At 68.8% G+C, this 14,359-nt stretch carries 13 protein-coding genes; 9 read left to right on the forward strand and 4 right to left on the reverse strand.

What is annotated here, in order from left to right; all coding sequences use genetic code 11:
* The first annotated feature begins 4 nt into the window (after positions 1–4).
* From LFM09_RS19590 to LFM09_RS19600, 3 genes are read left to right on the forward strand one after another with little or no spacing between them, the layout of a single operon-like run.
* On the forward strand, positions 5–940 hold the full coding sequence (locus LFM09_RS19590) for an ATP-binding cassette domain-containing protein (protein WP_414097930.1): 936 nt from the start codon (positions 5–7) through the stop codon (positions 938–940).
* Positions 937–1,719, forward strand: coding sequence for an ABC transporter permease (locus LFM09_RS19595; protein WP_414097931.1), 783 nt, complete (start codon positions 937–939; stop codon positions 1,717–1,719). The genes LFM09_RS19590 and LFM09_RS19595 overlap by 4 nt, the downstream gene beginning before the upstream one ends.
* A gap of 13 nt (positions 1,720–1,732) precedes the next feature.
* A complete protein-coding gene (locus LFM09_RS19600) occupies positions 1,733–2,935 on the forward strand; it encodes a cytochrome P450 (protein ID WP_414097932.1) in 1,203 nt (400 codons plus the stop codon).
* A gap of 101 nt (positions 2,936–3,036) precedes the next feature.
* On the opposite strand, the gene LFM09_RS19605 is transcribed toward LFM09_RS19600, so the two are convergent.
* Both LFM09_RS19605 and LFM09_RS19610 read right to left on the reverse strand, forming a co-directional pair.
* Positions 3,037–3,738 (reverse strand): SDR family oxidoreductase, encoded by a 702-nt coding sequence (locus tag LFM09_RS19605; protein ID WP_414097933.1) that lies wholly within the window; start codon positions 3,736–3,738, stop codon positions 3,037–3,039.
* A gap of 43 nt (positions 3,739–3,781) precedes the next feature.
* A complete protein-coding gene (locus LFM09_RS19610; protein WP_414097934.1) occupies positions 3,782–4,768 on the reverse strand; it encodes a fatty acid desaturase family protein in 987 nt (328 codons plus the stop codon).
* Between the two features lie 266 nt (positions 4,769–5,034).
* Here LFM09_RS19610 and LFM09_RS19615 point away from each other — a divergent pair, with 266 nt between their 5' ends.
* Positions 5,035–6,189 (forward strand): 4-hydroxybenzoate 3-monooxygenase, encoded by a 1,155-nt coding sequence (locus LFM09_RS19615; protein WP_414097935.1) that lies wholly within the window; start codon positions 5,035–5,037, stop codon positions 6,187–6,189.
* 15 nt (positions 6,190–6,204) lie between these two features.
* Entirely contained in the window at positions 6,205–7,848 is a 1,644-nt protein-coding gene (locus LFM09_RS19620) for a methyltransferase (RefSeq protein ID WP_414097936.1), read from the forward strand.
* Here LFM09_RS19620 and LFM09_RS19625 read toward each other — a convergent pair.
* On the reverse strand, positions 7,818–8,630 hold the full coding sequence (locus LFM09_RS19625) for an NADP-dependent oxidoreductase (RefSeq protein WP_414098128.1): 813 nt from the start codon (positions 8,628–8,630) through the stop codon (positions 7,818–7,820). The two genes, LFM09_RS19620 and LFM09_RS19625, sit on opposite strands and share 31 nt — an antisense overlap.
* A 166-nt stretch (positions 8,631–8,796) precedes the next feature.
* Between LFM09_RS19625 and modA the strand changes: the two genes are divergently transcribed.
* The 4 genes from modA (at position 8,797) to LFM09_RS19645 (ending at position 12,673) form a co-directional block, all read left to right on the forward strand.
* Positions 8,797–9,570, forward strand: a complete 774-nt coding sequence (gene modA, locus LFM09_RS19630) for a molybdate ABC transporter substrate-binding protein (RefSeq protein WP_414097937.1) — start codon at positions 8,797–8,799, stop codon at positions 9,568–9,570.
* Complete coding sequence (gene modB / locus LFM09_RS19635) at positions 9,567–10,367, forward strand: molybdate ABC transporter permease subunit (RefSeq protein ID WP_414097938.1); 801 nt, start codon at positions 9,567–9,569, stop codon at positions 10,365–10,367. The genes modA and modB overlap by 4 nt, the downstream gene beginning before the upstream one ends.
* The gene (locus tag LFM09_RS19640) at positions 10,364–11,410 is read left to right on the forward strand and encodes an ABC transporter ATP-binding protein (protein WP_414097939.1); all 1,047 of its coding nucleotides are present in this window, start codon (positions 10,364–10,366) and stop codon (positions 11,408–11,410) included. The genes modB and LFM09_RS19640 overlap by 4 nt, the downstream gene beginning before the upstream one ends.
* 102 nt (positions 11,411–11,512) lie before the next feature.
* Complete coding sequence (locus LFM09_RS19645) at positions 11,513–12,673, forward strand: NAD-dependent formate dehydrogenase (protein ID WP_414097940.1); 1,161 nt, start codon at positions 11,513–11,515, stop codon at positions 12,671–12,673.
* A gap of 1 nt (position 12,674) precedes the next feature.
* Here LFM09_RS19645 and LFM09_RS19650 read toward each other — a convergent pair whose 3' ends face one another.
* Positions 12,675–14,306, reverse strand: coding sequence for an NAD(P)H-dependent oxidoreductase (locus LFM09_RS19650; protein ID WP_414097941.1), 1,632 nt, complete (start codon positions 14,304–14,306; stop codon positions 12,675–12,677).
* Positions 14,307–14,359 lie beyond the last annotated feature (53 nt).

Consider the following 14,359-nt stretch of genomic DNA (forward strand, 5'->3'; position numbering starts at 1 on the left):
CTCCATGAACGCCATCAAGGCCACCGGCCTGCGCCGCTCGTACGGCGACCACGTCGTCCTCAAGGGCGTCGACCTGAACGTCCAGCGCGGCACCGTCTTCTCGTTGCTCGGCGCGAACGGTGCCGGCAAGACCACCACGGTCAAGATCCTCTCCACGCTGATCCGCGCGGACGGCGGCACCGCGTCGGTCGCGGGCCACGACGTCGCGCGAGATCCCAACGCGGTCCGCAAGGCGATCGGCGTCACCGGCCAGTTCTCCGCGGTCGACAACCTGTTGACCGGCCGGGAGAACCTGAAGCTGATGGCCGACCTGAACCACCTCGGCCGCGCTGACGGCAAGCGCAAGGTCGAGCAGTTGCTGGAGCAGTTCGACATCGCGGACGCGGCCGACAAGGCGGCGGCCACCTACTCCGGCGGCATGCGGCGCCGGCTCGACCTCGCGATGACGCTGGTCGGGTCGCCGCAGGTGATCTTCCTGGACGAGCCGACCACCGGCCTCGACCCGCGCAGCCGCCGCGCGATGTGGCAGATCGTGCGGCAGCTGGTGGCCAGTGGCGTCACGATCTTCCTGACCACCCAGTACCTGGAGGAGGCCGACGAGCTCGCCGATCGGATCGCGGTGCTGGACCACGGACTGATCGTCGCCGAGGGCACCGCGGACGAGCTCAAGCGCCGCATCCCCGGTGGGCACGTCCTGTTGCAGTTCAACGACCCGCGGCACCTCGAAGCCGCCATCCGCGTGGTGCGCAACGCTTCCCGCGACGGTGAAGCGCTCGCGTTGCGCGTGCCGAACGACGGCAGCGTCGGTTCGCTCAAGGCCCTGCTCGACCGGCTCGACGAGCACGAGGTCCTGGTCGACTCGCTCAGCACGCACACCCCTGACCTCGACGACGTCTTCCTCGCCCTCACCGGCAAGCCCGAAACGGTGGCCCACTCATGAGTTACGCACTGACCGACTCGGCGACGATGGTGCGTCGCAACCTCAAGCGCATGATCCGCTACCCGTCGATGACGTTCCAGCTCCTGTTGATGCCGGTTGTCTTCCTGCTGCTGTTCGTCTACGTCTTCGGCGGCACGCTGGGCGCCGGCCTGGGCGGACCGTCCGGCGGTCGCGCCGAGTACCTGAACTACGTCACGCCGACGATCATCCTGATGGCCATCACCGCGGCGGTGCAGGGCACGACCATCTCGATCGCCCTGGACATGACCGAGGGCATCGTGGACCGCTTCCGCACCATGGCGATCGCCCGTGTTTCCGTCCTAACGGGACACGTGGTCGGCAGCATGGTCCAGACGGTCCTGGCCATGACGTTCGTCTTCGGTGTCGCGCTGGCGATCGGCTTCCGGCCGCAGGCGAGTGCGCTCGACTGGCTCGCGATGGCGGGTCTCCTGATCGCGATGGCGTTCGCGCTCATCTGGTTGTCCGCTGCGCTCGGACTGGCGAGCAAGACCGTCGAGGGATCGAGCAACGTCGGCCTCCCGCTGATCCTGCTTCCCTTCTTCGGCAACGGTTTCGTGCCCACCGACTCGATGCCGACCGTGCTGCGCTGGTTCGCCGAGTACCAGCCGTTCACCCCGTTCATCGACGCACTGCGCGGCCTGCTGATGGGCACGCCGATCGGCAACAGCGGCTACATCGCGCTGGGCTGGTGCGCCGTCATCGGGTTCGGCGGCTACCTCTGGTCCAAGAAGCTCTTCAACCGCGAATCCACCCGCTGAAGGAGACCCTGACATGCTGCACGGCCTTCCCATGGACCGCGACGTGAACCCGTTCGACCCGCCCAGCGCGATCACGTCGCTGCGCTCGACCCGCCCGATCAGCCCGATGCTCTTCCCCGACGGCCACGAGGGGTGGCTGATCACCAGCTACGAAGCCGTACGGGCCGCTTTAGCCGACACGAGGTTCAGCTCACGGCAGGACCTCGGCATCCTCCACGTCCCGTTCCCGACGCCCGGCATGCCCGAGCAGACCGAACCGTCGCCGCAGACGCCCGGACTGTTCATCAGCATGGACCCGCCGGATCACACCCGGTTGCGGCGCAAGCTCACCGGCGCGTTCACGGTGAAGCGGATGAAGGCTCTCGAAGAGGGCATCATCGAGATCACCGAACGGCAGCTGGACGAGCTGGCGAAGCTCACCCCGCCGGTCGACCTGGTGCAGGAGTTCGCGCTTCCGGTGCCGTCGCTGGTGATCTGCGAGATGCTCGGGGTGCCGTACGCGGACCGCGACACGTTCCAGTCGAACTCCACCAAGTTCATGGAACGGGACGTGAACCTCGAAGACAAGATGGCCGCGTACATGGCGATGCACACGTTCCTGTACGAACTGGTCAGCAGCAAGCGCGCCAAGCCTGACGACGACCTGCTGTCCGATCTGGCCCAGGACGAGGACCTCAGTCTCGAGGAACTGACCGGCATGGCGTTCCTGCTGCTGCTCGCCGGTCACGAGACCACCGCGAACATGTTGGCGCTGGGCACTTTCGCACTGCTCGAGCACCCGGACCAGCTGGCCGAGCTGCGGGCGAACCCCGAGCTGATCCCCGACGCCGTGGAGGAACTGCTGCGGTACCTGGCGGTGGGCGACATCTTCTTCCGTTACGCCGCCGAGGACATCGAGTTCTTCGGGGAGACGATCCGCGAGGGCTCGACGGTGATCCTGTCGTTGCTGGCCGGCAACCACGACGGTGCGAAGTTCGAGGACGCGGACACGTTGGACGTGCACCGCAACGCTCGCGGTCATCTCTCGTTCGGGCACGGGATCCACCAGTGCCTCGGTCAGCAGCTGGCCCGCATCGAGATGCGCGCCGGGTTCGAGGGGCTGCTGCGCCGGTTCACGACGCTGGAACTCGCTGTTCCCGCGGGTGAGGTGAAGCTCAGGACCGACATGAACATCTACGGCGTGCACGCCTTGCCGGTCACCTGGCGCACGACCTGAGCAGCACCTGGATCTCTGGCGATGACCGGCGCGGTCGTGCCATCGCGCTCACCTGGGGGTTGAGCGTGCTGGCCACCCGCGCCGGTCATCGCTTTTCTTCGTCACACGGTGAACCCGCCGTCGACGTTGATGCTCGCGCCCGTGACGTACGCACCCGCGTCGCCCGCCAGCGCCGCCACCACCTCGGCGATCTCCGCAGGCTGCCCGTAACGGCCGAGCGCGGTGAGGTTCGTGATCGTCTCCGCCATCGGCCCGTCGGCCGGGTTCATGTCGGTGTCGGTCGGGCCGGGGTTGACGACGTTCGCCGTGATGCCGCGCGGCCCCAGCTCACGCGCCAGGCCCTTCGTCATGCCGATCAACGCCGTCTTGCTCGCCGAGTACAGCGCGAACCCGGGAAACGGCGCGTAAACGGCCACGTTGCTGCCGATGCTGATGATCCGGCCGCCGTCGTGCATGTGCCGGACCGCCGCCCGTGCCGCGAGGAACGGCGCCCGGACGTTCACCGCCATGGTGTGGTCGAACTCCTCCTGGCCGAGCTCTTCCAACGGCCCGACCTGGAACACCGCAGCGTTGTTCACGAGCACGTCGAGCCGGCCGAACTCCGCCGCCGCCTCGTCCACCGCCGCCACCACGGCGTCCGGGTCGGCGCTGTCCGCCCGGATCGCCTTCACGCCCTCCGGCTTGGTGTTGACGTACGTCACCGCGACCCGCATGCCCAGTGCCGCGAGCTTCTCGGCGACCGCAGCCCCGATCCCGCGGCTGCCGCCCGTGACGAGAGCTGCCTTTCCTTCCAGTGTTCCCATACCGACCAGCCTGGCCGACCCGGTGCGGGAAGTCTGGCGGGAATCAGACGGCGGCTTTGTTGCGCAGCGGTGGTGCGACCTCGTGCAGGTACTTCAGCACGTACCCGTACGACCGGAACAACCCGCACTGCGCGTAAGAGATCCCGTGCTGCCGGCAGAACTCGCTCACGATCACCTGCGCGTGCCGCAGGTGCGGCCGCGGCATGCTCGGGAACAGGTGGTGCTCGATCTGGTAGTTCAACCCGCCCAGCAGGATGTCGACGAACCAGCCGCCGCGGATGTTGCGCGAGGTCAGGACCTGCTTGCGGAGGAAGTCCAGTGAGTGCCCCGCCGACAGCACCGGCATGCCCTTGTGGTTGGGGGCGAACGAGCACCCCATGTAGAAGCCCCACAACCCTTGGTGCACAAGGATGAAGGCCACGGCGTAGACGGGGGAGAGCACCCAGAACACGACGCCGAGGTACACCACGACGTTCGCGATCATCAGGTACCGCTCGCGGCCGGAGTGCCGGATCGAGTGCCAGTGCAGCGCATAGCCTTCGAGCAGCAGCAACGGGAAGAACAACAGGGCCTGGTGCGACGCGATCCACCGCAGCGGGCCGCGCTTGGCCGCGCCCTGCCGCTGGGTGAACGCGAGCACCGAGATGTCGACGTCCGGGTCCTCGTCCTCGTGGTTCGGGTTGGCGTGGTGCCGGTTGTGCTTGCCGACCCACCAGTCGTAGCTGACGCCGGTCAGTCCACTGTGGACGTAACCGGCGATCTCGTTCCACTTCCTGGAGGCGAAGATCTGCTTGTGGCCCGCGTCGTGGCCGATGAAGGCCAGCTGGGTGGTCATCACCGCCAGCACCGCGGCCACGGCCAGCTGCCACCACGAGTCGCCGAGCAGCGCGAACGCGACCCAGGCTCCCGCGAAGAGCGCCAGGTTCACGCTGATTCGTGCGGAGTAGTAACCGCGCCGCCGGGCAAGCAGGCCGGCCTGCTTGATCTGGGCGGCCAACTGGGCGAAATCGCTCGCCTGCCGGAGTGCCATTCGCGAAGAATGCCCGGTCGCGGCGTCCAGCGCATCAAATCGTGATGAAGTGCCGGGGATCAACGTGTTGCGTCTCATGTGGCCGACGGATTGCTTGCGAATGCAACAACATTGTCCACAGTGGTCAGTCGAGCGACCTGTTTCATGATCACTTACGGGTGAATTCACCGCGCCGCAAGCGGTTCTGGCCTGATGCGGCTGGTTAGCTCTCGCGCTGCGGCCACCTGGCCGGTTCATCGTGCGTGAGGGAATGGGCCTGAGAAGTGTTGGCCGAGCAGAAGTCGGTAGTCATCATCGGCGCGGGTCCGGCGGGCCTCGTGCTGGGCAACCTGTTACGAGCCGAGGGGATCGACACCCTCGTGCTGGAACGTGGCAGTCGTGAGCACGTGCAGGCCAGGGCGAGGGCGGGCTTCCTCGGTGCGAACAGTGCTCGTGTGCTGGTCGAGCACGGTCTCGGTGACGGGATGCTGCGGCGCGGAAGCTCACACGGAACGTGCGCGTTTCGCAATGAGGACGGCGAGTTCGAGCTGAACTACGCCAAGCTCGGGCGCGGCGAGACGCACACCGTGTACCCGCAGCACCACCTGGTCACCGACCTTGTCGCCGAGTACGTCGCCCGTGGCGGGGAGATCCGGTTCGGGGCAACGGTCACCGGCATCGACACCGAGACCGCGACGGTTCGTTTTCAGGACTCCGAGGTGAGCGCGCGGTTCGTGGCGGGCTGCGACGGCAGCAACGGCGTTGCGCGGCAAGCGTTCTCGGCGCAGAGCCGGTACGTCCGCGACCACGGCGTGTCGTGGCTGGCGGTGCTCGCGGAGGCGCCCCAGAGCATGGCCGCAGTCACGTATGCCTTGCACCCCAACGGGTTCGCCGGGCACATGGCCCGCAGTCCGCAGGTCACCCGCTACTACCTGCAGGTGCCGCCCGGTGACGACGCCGAGTCGTGGACCGAGGACCGGATCTGGGCCGAGCTGGCCGTGCGGATGCGGGTCGAGGAGTTCGGCCCGCTGCGGCAGGGCCCGATCACCGAACGCCGGATCGTGCGGCTGCGGTCGGACGTCGTGGACCTGATCCAGCACGGCCGGTTGTTCCTCGCGGGCGACGCCGCCAGCCTGATCAGCCCGTCGGCCGCGAAGGGCGCCAACCTGGCGATCATGGAGGCCGAGATCCTCGCGCGCGGGCTCATCGACGCGTTGAAGCGCGATGACGAGCGAGCCCTCGCCCGCTACTCCAGCACCTGCCTGCCGCGCATCTGGCGCGCGCAGGAGTTCTCCCACTGGATGATCAACCTGCTGCACGACCCGGTCGACGCCGGGCCGGACGCACCGTTCCGGGCCGCCCTGCGCCGCGCCCGGCTCGACGACCTGCGCGAGTCACGCGCCCACCAAGACTTCTTCGCCGAGCACTACGTCGGCATCTGACCTCTGGAGCCACCCGTGACCACGACGATCACCCTCGCCGTGGAGGACCTCGACCGCCTTGGCGTGGCGAGGGATCTCATCTGCACCAACGACACCGAGTCGGTTCTCGCGGCCGCCATGCCCACGCTCACCGCCGCCGAACGTGCCGCGCTGGCCTGGCACGCCCCGTTCTCCCACACCGCCCTGCTGATCTTCCCCCGCACCCTGGACGGCCTGCGCGACGAACTGTCGTGGCACGGCATCGAGACCGGCCCGATGGTGCCCAGCGTTGTCGTGCGTTCGAGGTTGAGCCGCCGCTACGGCGTGCCGCTCGACGAGCTCGAGGTCGGCATCCTGCGCACTCCGGTGACCGACGGCGCCGGCCGCGAGTGCGTGCTGGAGATCTTCGCCATGGCCACGCCGCCGGAGCTGGAGCACATCGCCGCCGACGAACGCCTCCACGGCCGCGAGAACCACTTCGCGCTGGCCGTGCCGAACGCCGACCCGATCGTCCTCAACGGACTGCGTGCGGCCATCACCGCCCGCATGCGCCCGGACGGCGGCGGCTACAACGGCCACGAGGGCTCGACCGTTCTCTACTTCCGCGACGTCCACCAGTCGTGCGCGGCCTACCGCCGGCTGGAACTGCTGTGCACGGGCGAGTTCTCGGACGTGCTCGCCGCCCACGAACGCCAGTCCGAACCCGGCACCGAGCTGCTGGGCCTGCTGACCGGCGCGTGGGCGACCCAGGCCATCGCGGCGGCGGTCGAACTGCGGCTGCCCGACCACCTCGCTGCGACGTCCGACCTGGGGGAGCTGGCGCTGGCCACCGGTGCCGACGAGGAGAGCCTGGGCAGGTTGTTGCGCTACCTGGGGACTTTGGGTGTGGTGCGTTGTGCGGACGGCTTCGTGCTCACGGAGCTGGGCACGTTGCTGCGCACCGGCATCGAGGGTTCCATGAGTGCGCTCGCCCTCATGTACGGCGGTCCCTTCTACCGCTCGTTCGGCGCCCTCACCGAGGCCGTGCGCACGGGCGAGGAGTCGTTCGCGAAGGTCTTCGGCGCCCACCACTTCCCTTATTTCGCTGAAGATCCCGCGCTGGCTTCGTTGTTCCACCGCTCGATGGCCGCGAGCAACGCCATGTTCGCCGAGCTGGTCAGGACCGTGGACTTCGCGGAGGCCCGTCTGGTCGTCGACGTCGCCGGTGGCAACGGCGAACTGCTGTCGCGCGTCCTGGCCGCGAACCCGTCGTTGAGCGGCGTTCTGATGGACCGCCCGGAAGCCATCGCCGTCGCCGAGGAGAAGCTCGCCGACCACGCGACCCGGTGCCTGTTGATTCCGGGCGACTTCACGGTCGACGTTCCCCGTGGCGGCGACGTCTACCTGCTCTCCCGCGTGCTGCACGACTGGGACGACGCGATGTGCCGCACGATCCTCACCACCTGTGCGCTCGGAATGCCGCCGCACGCCGAGCTCCTGATCATCGAGCGGCTGCTCCCGGAGACCGACGCACCGTCCCTCTCCGTGCCGTGGGACATCCACATGCTGTGCAACGTGGGCGGTCGCGAACGCACCGAGTCCCACTACCGCGCTCTGCTGGCCGATGCGGGCTTCGTGCTGGAGACCGTCCGCCCGCTCGCGTTGGACGGCTACGTGTTGCGGGCCCGCAAGTCTGTGTGACCTGCCATCAGGAACACCGCGGCGGGCAGCAGCACGGTCAGCACCACAGTGGTGATGGTCTGTGTTGTTGCCGCCGCGGGACTCAGGTGGTCCAGGTGGAAGGCGTGGAAGATCATGTGCGGCAGGCCGAACAGGAACACCGCGGCGCTGCTCAGCCGGACGAGCACCGGTGTCGGCCTGATCGCGGCCACCACGAGGAACAGCGTCGGCCCGAGGTTCATGAAACCGCAGTCCCGCACCAGGTGTTCGTTGTACGGCGGTGGCGACGCGCGGCCCGTGCCGATGACCCTCGCTCCAGCCCTGCGTGCGAGCTGCACCGCGATCGATCCCACCCCGCCCGCCGCGCCGTGGATCAGGACGGTCTGCCCGGACCTGAGCTGAGTGTGGTCGAAGAGCGCCTGCCACGCGGTCAGACCGGAGATCGGCAGGGCGGCGCCGACGGCGTGATCGATATCTGCCGGGAGGGGCGCGAGGTTGCGGGCCTCGACGGCGGTGAACTCGGCGAGCGAACCGTCGCGGGTCCAGTCGGCGAGCCCGAACACCCGCTGCCCGACGGTGAGCCCGGTGGTGCCGTAGCCGAGCTCTGCCACGACGCCCGACAGCTCGTGACCGGGCACGCTGGGAGTCCGGTCGCGGCCGGCCCGGTCGCGGCCGGCCCGGTCCGTCCAGGTTCCCGGCCAGTCCAGTTCGCCGGGGGTGAAGCCGGCCGCGCACACCCGCACGATGACGTCGTTCTCCGCGGCGTGCGGGTACGGGTTGCGGCCGATGTGGCCCAGGTGCAGGTCAAGGCCTGACGTCCGGGTGTCGCGAGCCGGTCGATCAGTCAACGTCGGTGAACGATGCGGACGGGTCGGATCACGATTCGATCCGCAAACACTGCCCAGGCTTGCAACCGCAAAAGCGGAACTTACTATGTCTTTCGTGCCGAATTTGCGGAGGTCTGAGCTCATGTCCAGAACCGTCGTCGCCGCCGCGGTCGCGTTGGCGCTCGTGGGCTGCGGTTCCGGCCAGCAGGCCTCGACGTCTGCTTCGGACACTCCCGAGATCGCCGGCGACATCACGGTGTTCGCCGCGGCGTCGCTCACCGAGACGTTCACCCAGCTCGGCGAGGACTTCGAGGCCGCGAACCCCGGCACCGAGGTGAAGTTCAACTTCGCGGGCAGTTCCGCGCTCGCCCAGCAGCTCAACCAGGGCGCTCCCGCGGACGTGTTCGCCTCCGCCGCGCCGTCGAACATGAAGCAGGTCACCGACACCAAGGCGATCACGGACGCGCCGACGACGTTCGTGAAGAACAAGCTCGCGATCGCGGTGCCGAAGGGCAACCCCGGCAAGATCTCCGGGCTGCCCGACTTCGCGCAGGCGGACAAGAAGATCGCTCTCTGCGCCGAGCAGGTGCCCTGTGGTGCGGCGGCGAAGAAGGTCTTCGAGGTGGCCAAGGTGAAGCCCGCGCCGGACACGCTGGAGCAGGACGTCAAGGCCGTGCTGACGAAGGTCTCGCTCGGTGAGGTCGACGGCGCGCTGGTCTACAAGACGGACGTGAAGGCCGCCGGCGACGAGGTCGAGGGCATCGACTTCGCCGAGGCCGACCAGGCAGTCAACGACTACCCGATCGCGCCGGTCGCCAAGGCCCCGAACGCGGCCGCTGCCAAGGCGTTCATCGCCTACGTGCTGTCCGACAAGGGTCGTGCGGTGCTCAGCCAGGCCGGGTTCGTCAGCCCATGACACGTCATCGAGGGCGCGGACGGCTTCCGGTCGTGCTCGCCCTTCCCGCCTTCATCGGCCTGGCGTTCCTGCTGGTGCCGCTGGCCGGGCTGCTGATCAAGGCACCGTGGGGCAGCCTGTCCGGGCAGCTCTTCAGCGCCGAGGTGGGCGAGGCTTTGAAGCTGTCGTTGATCTGCGCCTCGCTGGCCACGGTGCTGTGCCTGATCTTCGGCATTCCGCTGGCGTGGCTGCTCGCACGCTCCGGTCTGCCGGGACGCGGCTTTCTCCGCGCACTCGTCACGGTGCCTTTGGTGCTGCCACCGGTGGTCGGCGGTGTCGCGTTGCTGCTGGTGCTCGGCCGCAGGGGGCTGGTCGGGCAGCACCTCGACGCGTGGTTCGGGATCTCACTGCCGTTCACCACGGCCGGAGTCGTTGTGGCGGAAGCGTTCGTGGCGATGCCGTTCCTCGTGATCTCGGTGGAGGGCGCGCTGCGAGCGGCCGATCCGCGGTTCGAAGAGGCCGCCGCCACCCTTGGCGCGTCGCGGTGGCTGACGTTTCGCCGCGTGACGTTGCCGTCCGTGCTTCCCGGCGTAGTGGCGGGCGGCGTGCTGTGCTGGGCTCGGGCGCTCGGCGAGTTCGGGGCGACGATCACGTTCGCGGGCAACTTCCCCGGCGAGACCACGACGATGCCGCTCGCTGTTTATCTTGCCCTGGAAACGGATCCGGACGCGGCGATCGTGCTGAGCATCGTGCTGCTACTGGTGTCCGTCGGGGTGCTGGCCGGTCTGCGTGACCGGTGGATCAGCGGGCCGACATGACCCTGAACGCGGAACTGCGCGTCACGCGCGGGAACTTCGACCTCGAACTCGACCTCACCATCGCGCCCGGTGAGGTGGTCGCGCTGCTCGGGCCCAACGGCGCGGGCAAGTCCACGGCGTTGCGCGCGCTGGCAGGGCTGTCGCCGCTCACCTCGGGCGGCATCGCCCTCGGTGAGTCCACTTGGGACAGCGCGGATGCCTTCGTGCACGCGGAACAACGCCCGATCGGCGTGGTGTTCCAGGACTACCTGCTGTTCGCGCACATGACCGCACTGGAGAACGTCGCGTTCGGGCTGCGTGCACGCGGCACTCGGCGGGCAGAGGCTCGGGCACAGGCCGAGAGCTGGCTGGAACGGGTCGGGCTGGGGGAGTACGCCCAGCGCAAGCCCCGCGCGTTGTCGGGTGGCCAGGCACAACGGGTCGCGCTCGCTCGCGCGCTGGCCACCGGGCCGAGCCTCCTGCTGCTCGACGAACCACTGGCCGCGCTCGACGCCAGCACGCGGCTGCAGGTCCGTTCCGAACTGGGCAGGCATCTCGCCGAGTTCGACGGGCACACGTTGCTGGTCACGCACGACCCGTTGGACGCCATGGTGCTCGCCGACCGCCTCGTGATCCTGGAGAACGGCCGCGCGGTGCAGCAGGGCTCACCGTCCGAGGTCGCCCGTCAGCCGCGCACCGACTACGTGGCGAACCTCGTCGGCTTGAACCTCTACCGCGGCACGGCACACGGGTCCACAGTGGACCTCAACGAAGGTGGCACGATCACCGTCGCCGAGCCTGTTTCCGGTTCTGTGCACGTCGCTTTCCCTCCCAGCGCGGTGAGTCTGCACCTGCGGAAGCCGGAGGGCAGTCCGCGCAACACCTGGCAGGTCACGGTGGAGGCCATCGAGCAGCACGCACACACCACCCGCGTACGGCTGAACGGTTCGCCACCCGTGCTGGCGGACATCACCACCGCGACGCTCGCGGACCTGCGGCTGCGACCGGGCGACACGGTGTGGGCGGCGGTGAAGGCGACCGAAACGCACACCTATCCGGCTTGATAGCCGCCCGCTGTCAAGCGATAGGAACGTTCGCTTGGACACCGCGGTGATCCCCGGAGGAAGGTCGACGGCACAACGACTTCCGACAAGGGGAGACCTGCAATGGCGAAGGTCCTGTGCGTCCTCTACGACGACCCGGTCAACGGCTACCCCACGACGTACGCCCGCAACGATCTGCCGCACCTCGACGGCTATCCGGGCGGCCAGACGCTGCCCACCCCGTCCGCGATCGACTTCACGCCGGGCCACCTGCTCGGCAGCGTGTCCGGTGAGCTGGGCCTGCGCCAGTACCTGGAGAGCCAGGGCCACACGCTCGTCGTCACGTCGGACAAGGACAGCGACGACTCCGAGTTCGACCGCCACCTGGCCGACGCGGATGTCGTCATCTCACAACCGTTCTGGCCCGCCTACCTCACCGCCGAACGCTTCGCCCGCGCTCCCCGGTTGAAGCTCGCGCTGACCGCGGGCATCGGTTCGGACCACGTCGACCTGGACGCGGCCATCGAACACGGCGTGACGGTCGCGGAAGTGACGTACTGCAACAGCATCAGCGTCGCCGAGCACGTGGTGATGTCGATCCTGAACCTGGTCCGCAACTTCGTTCCCTCGCACCAGATCGTGCTCGACGGCGGCTGGAACATCGCCGACGCCGTGGCCCGCTCCTACGACGTCGAGGGCATGCACGTCGGCACAGTCGCGGCCGGCCGCATCGGCCTGGCAGTGCTGCGCAGGCTCGCGCCGTTCGACATGCGCCTGCACTACACCGACCGCCACCGCCTGCCCGCGGAGGTGGAGCGCGAGCTGAACCTGACGTTCCACGAGACCGCGGCGGACATGGTGCCGCACTGCGACGTCGTGACGATCAACGCGCCGCTGCACCCCGAGACCGAGGGGCTGTTCAACGACGAGCTGATCGCCACGATGAAGCGCGGCGCCTACCTGATCAACACCGCCCGTGCCCGCATCGCGGACCGCGACGCCGTGGTCCGCGCCCTGGAGAGCGGCCAGCTCGCGGGGTATGCGGGTGACGTGTGGTTCCCGCAGCCCGCGCCCGCGGACCACCCGTGGCGCACCATGCCCAACCAGGGCATGACGCCGCACATCTCCGGCAGCTCGCTGTCCGCGCAGGCCCGGTACGCGGCCGGCACGCGGGAGATCCTGGAGTCGTTCTTCGGTGGCACGCCGATCCGCGACGAGTACCTGATCGTCGACGGCGGCAAGCTCGCGGGCACGGGCGCGCACTCGTACTCGACGAACCGCTGAGCTACGACACCATCGTGGTCGAGGTGATCTCCGGGACGAAGACCACGGCGTCGTAAGCGCCGCGCAGCGAACGCACCTCGTGGTAGTGCTCGCCGTCGCGGGCCGGGTCGTAGACGCCGGAGATCAACCGGGTCCGCCACGGTGCGTCGAGAGCTGCCGGTGCGCCGTTGCTCAGCGCCACGGTTCGTTCCCCACCCGCCGCGAGCAGGACGTCCTCAAGGGAGCCGGGCGCAGGCGGTGGGACGTCGACACCCGCGGCCTGGCCGTAGCCGAACGTCACGTGCACCGCCGCGTACGCCTCGCCCAACTCTGCCCGCAGGTGTTCGCCCATCATGGCGTCCCGCGCGACGTGCGCACTGCCCTCCCACAGCACGACCCGTGCGGGGCGCAGCGCCAGCACGCGTTCGGCAGCCCTGCGCTCCTCGCGATCGGCGTCGTAGCCCACGCCGATCGCGTTGGCGTGGTGGTCGACGATCGCGTCGAGGAGCTCGTGCGCGATGCCTGCCTGCCCGGCGATCGCCCGCGCCTCGCGAGCCAGCTCCACGAACGGCGTGCCGGGGTGAGTGCCCTTCGCACGCTGCACGTGCTCACCGCTGTCGTGCGCGGTGCGGATGACGTCGAACAGCACGCGGATCTTCGCCGCCTCGGCGGGGGCGGCCTCCTCGACCATGGCCGCGACGCGTTCGTAGTCGGTGGGGAGCACGCTTGAGCCGCCCACACCGACCACACGCACGGCATCTTCGGGGTGTTCGGCGTTGCGGAGCCGCAGCCTTTCGAGGGCTTTGCGCATTTCCTCGGTCCGCCACGGCCCCCACGCCTGCCGAAGAGCACCGTCGATGTCGACGTCCTCACCGCGCACGAACCGGTCGTACAACTCGCCGACCTTCTGGTTGTCGAGCACCGCGACAACCCGGAACCCGCGCTCGACAAGGGCTTGCGTCGTCCGCTCCACGATCGCGAAGGTCTCGCGCCCACTGCGCGTCCCGGTGCCCAGCCCGACGACCGACGCGTGGCCAACCAGATCGGCGAGCGCCTCCGGATCGGTGTCCGCCCGCTGTGCGCCCACCCAGTCGACCAGCGCGAAGGGTTGACGGTGGCGTGCGTGCTTCAGCGCTCGCGCCCACCACGTCAGCTCACGCAACGCCTCGCGGAGAGCGGCGTCCTCTCCGTTCTGCGGCACGTAACGCCCCTCGGCCAGGTACGCCCAGGGCGCGCTGAGCGCGACCATGCGTCGCGTGGTCACCATCGACAGTTCGGCGAGAACCGGGCGGAGGTGTTCCCCTGCCAGCAGACCACCGCGCACGCCGTAGGGAACGACGGTCGCGGGCTTGAACATCCACTCGGTGTAGTGCCAGTCCAGAAAGCGCTTGAGGCTCGCAGGCACGCCGTGGTTGTACTCGGGCGTCACGATCACAAACCCGTCCGCCGCAGCGAGCACGTCAGACACCTCTGTCCGCGCACTGCCGCCGGGCCTCAGCTCCGCGTCCGGCGGCAGCGCGATCTCAGCGAGGTCGATCACGCGCGTCCGAACCCCACCGGGCCTCTGCGCCACCACCCAGTCCGCGACGACCGGCCCGATCCGCGGCTCCCGCACGCTCGCGACGATGACGACCAGCTCCAGTTGTTCGCTCATGCCTGCCACGCTGCAGGTTGAACATTGGTTGAAGTCAAGCTCGCTACCGTGGC

It is taken from the genome of Lentzea alba, from assembly GCF_047445655.1.
Taxonomy (GTDB): Bacteria; Actinomycetota; Actinomycetes; order Mycobacteriales; family Pseudonocardiaceae; genus Lentzea; species Lentzea alba_A.

Bases quoted from the DNA above. Each gene is read 5' to 3' on its own strand.
- LFM09_RS19590 (WP_414097930.1), top strand. From the start codon at position 5: ATGAACGCCATCAAGGCCACCGGCCTGCGCCGCTCGTACGGCGACCAC.
- LFM09_RS19595 (WP_414097931.1), top strand. From the start codon at position 937: ATGAGTTACGCACTGACCGACTCGGCGACGATGGTGCGTCGCAACCTC.
- LFM09_RS19600 (WP_414097932.1), top strand. From the start codon at position 1,733: ATGCTGCACGGCCTTCCCATGGACCGCGACGTGAACCCGTTCGACCCG.
- LFM09_RS19605 (WP_414097933.1), bottom strand. From the start codon at position 3,738: ATGGGAACACTGGAAGGAAAGGCAGCTCTCGTCACGGGCGGCAGCCGC.
- LFM09_RS19610 (WP_414097934.1), bottom strand. From the start codon at position 4,768: ATGGCACTCCGGCAGGCGAGCGATTTCGCCCAGTTGGCCGCCCAGATC.
- modA (WP_414097937.1), top strand. From the start codon at position 8,797: ATGTCCAGAACCGTCGTCGCCGCCGCGGTCGCGTTGGCGCTCGTGGGC.
- modB (WP_414097938.1), top strand. From the start codon at position 9,567: ATGACACGTCATCGAGGGCGCGGACGGCTTCCGGTCGTGCTCGCCCTT.
- LFM09_RS19640 (WP_414097939.1), top strand. From the start codon at position 10,364: ATGACCCTGAACGCGGAACTGCGCGTCACGCGCGGGAACTTCGACCTC.
- LFM09_RS19645 (WP_414097940.1), top strand. From the start codon at position 11,513: ATGGCGAAGGTCCTGTGCGTCCTCTACGACGACCCGGTCAACGGCTAC.
- LFM09_RS19650 (WP_414097941.1), bottom strand. From the start codon at position 14,306: ATGAGCGAACAACTGGAGCTGGTCGTCATCGTCGCGAGCGTGCGGGAG.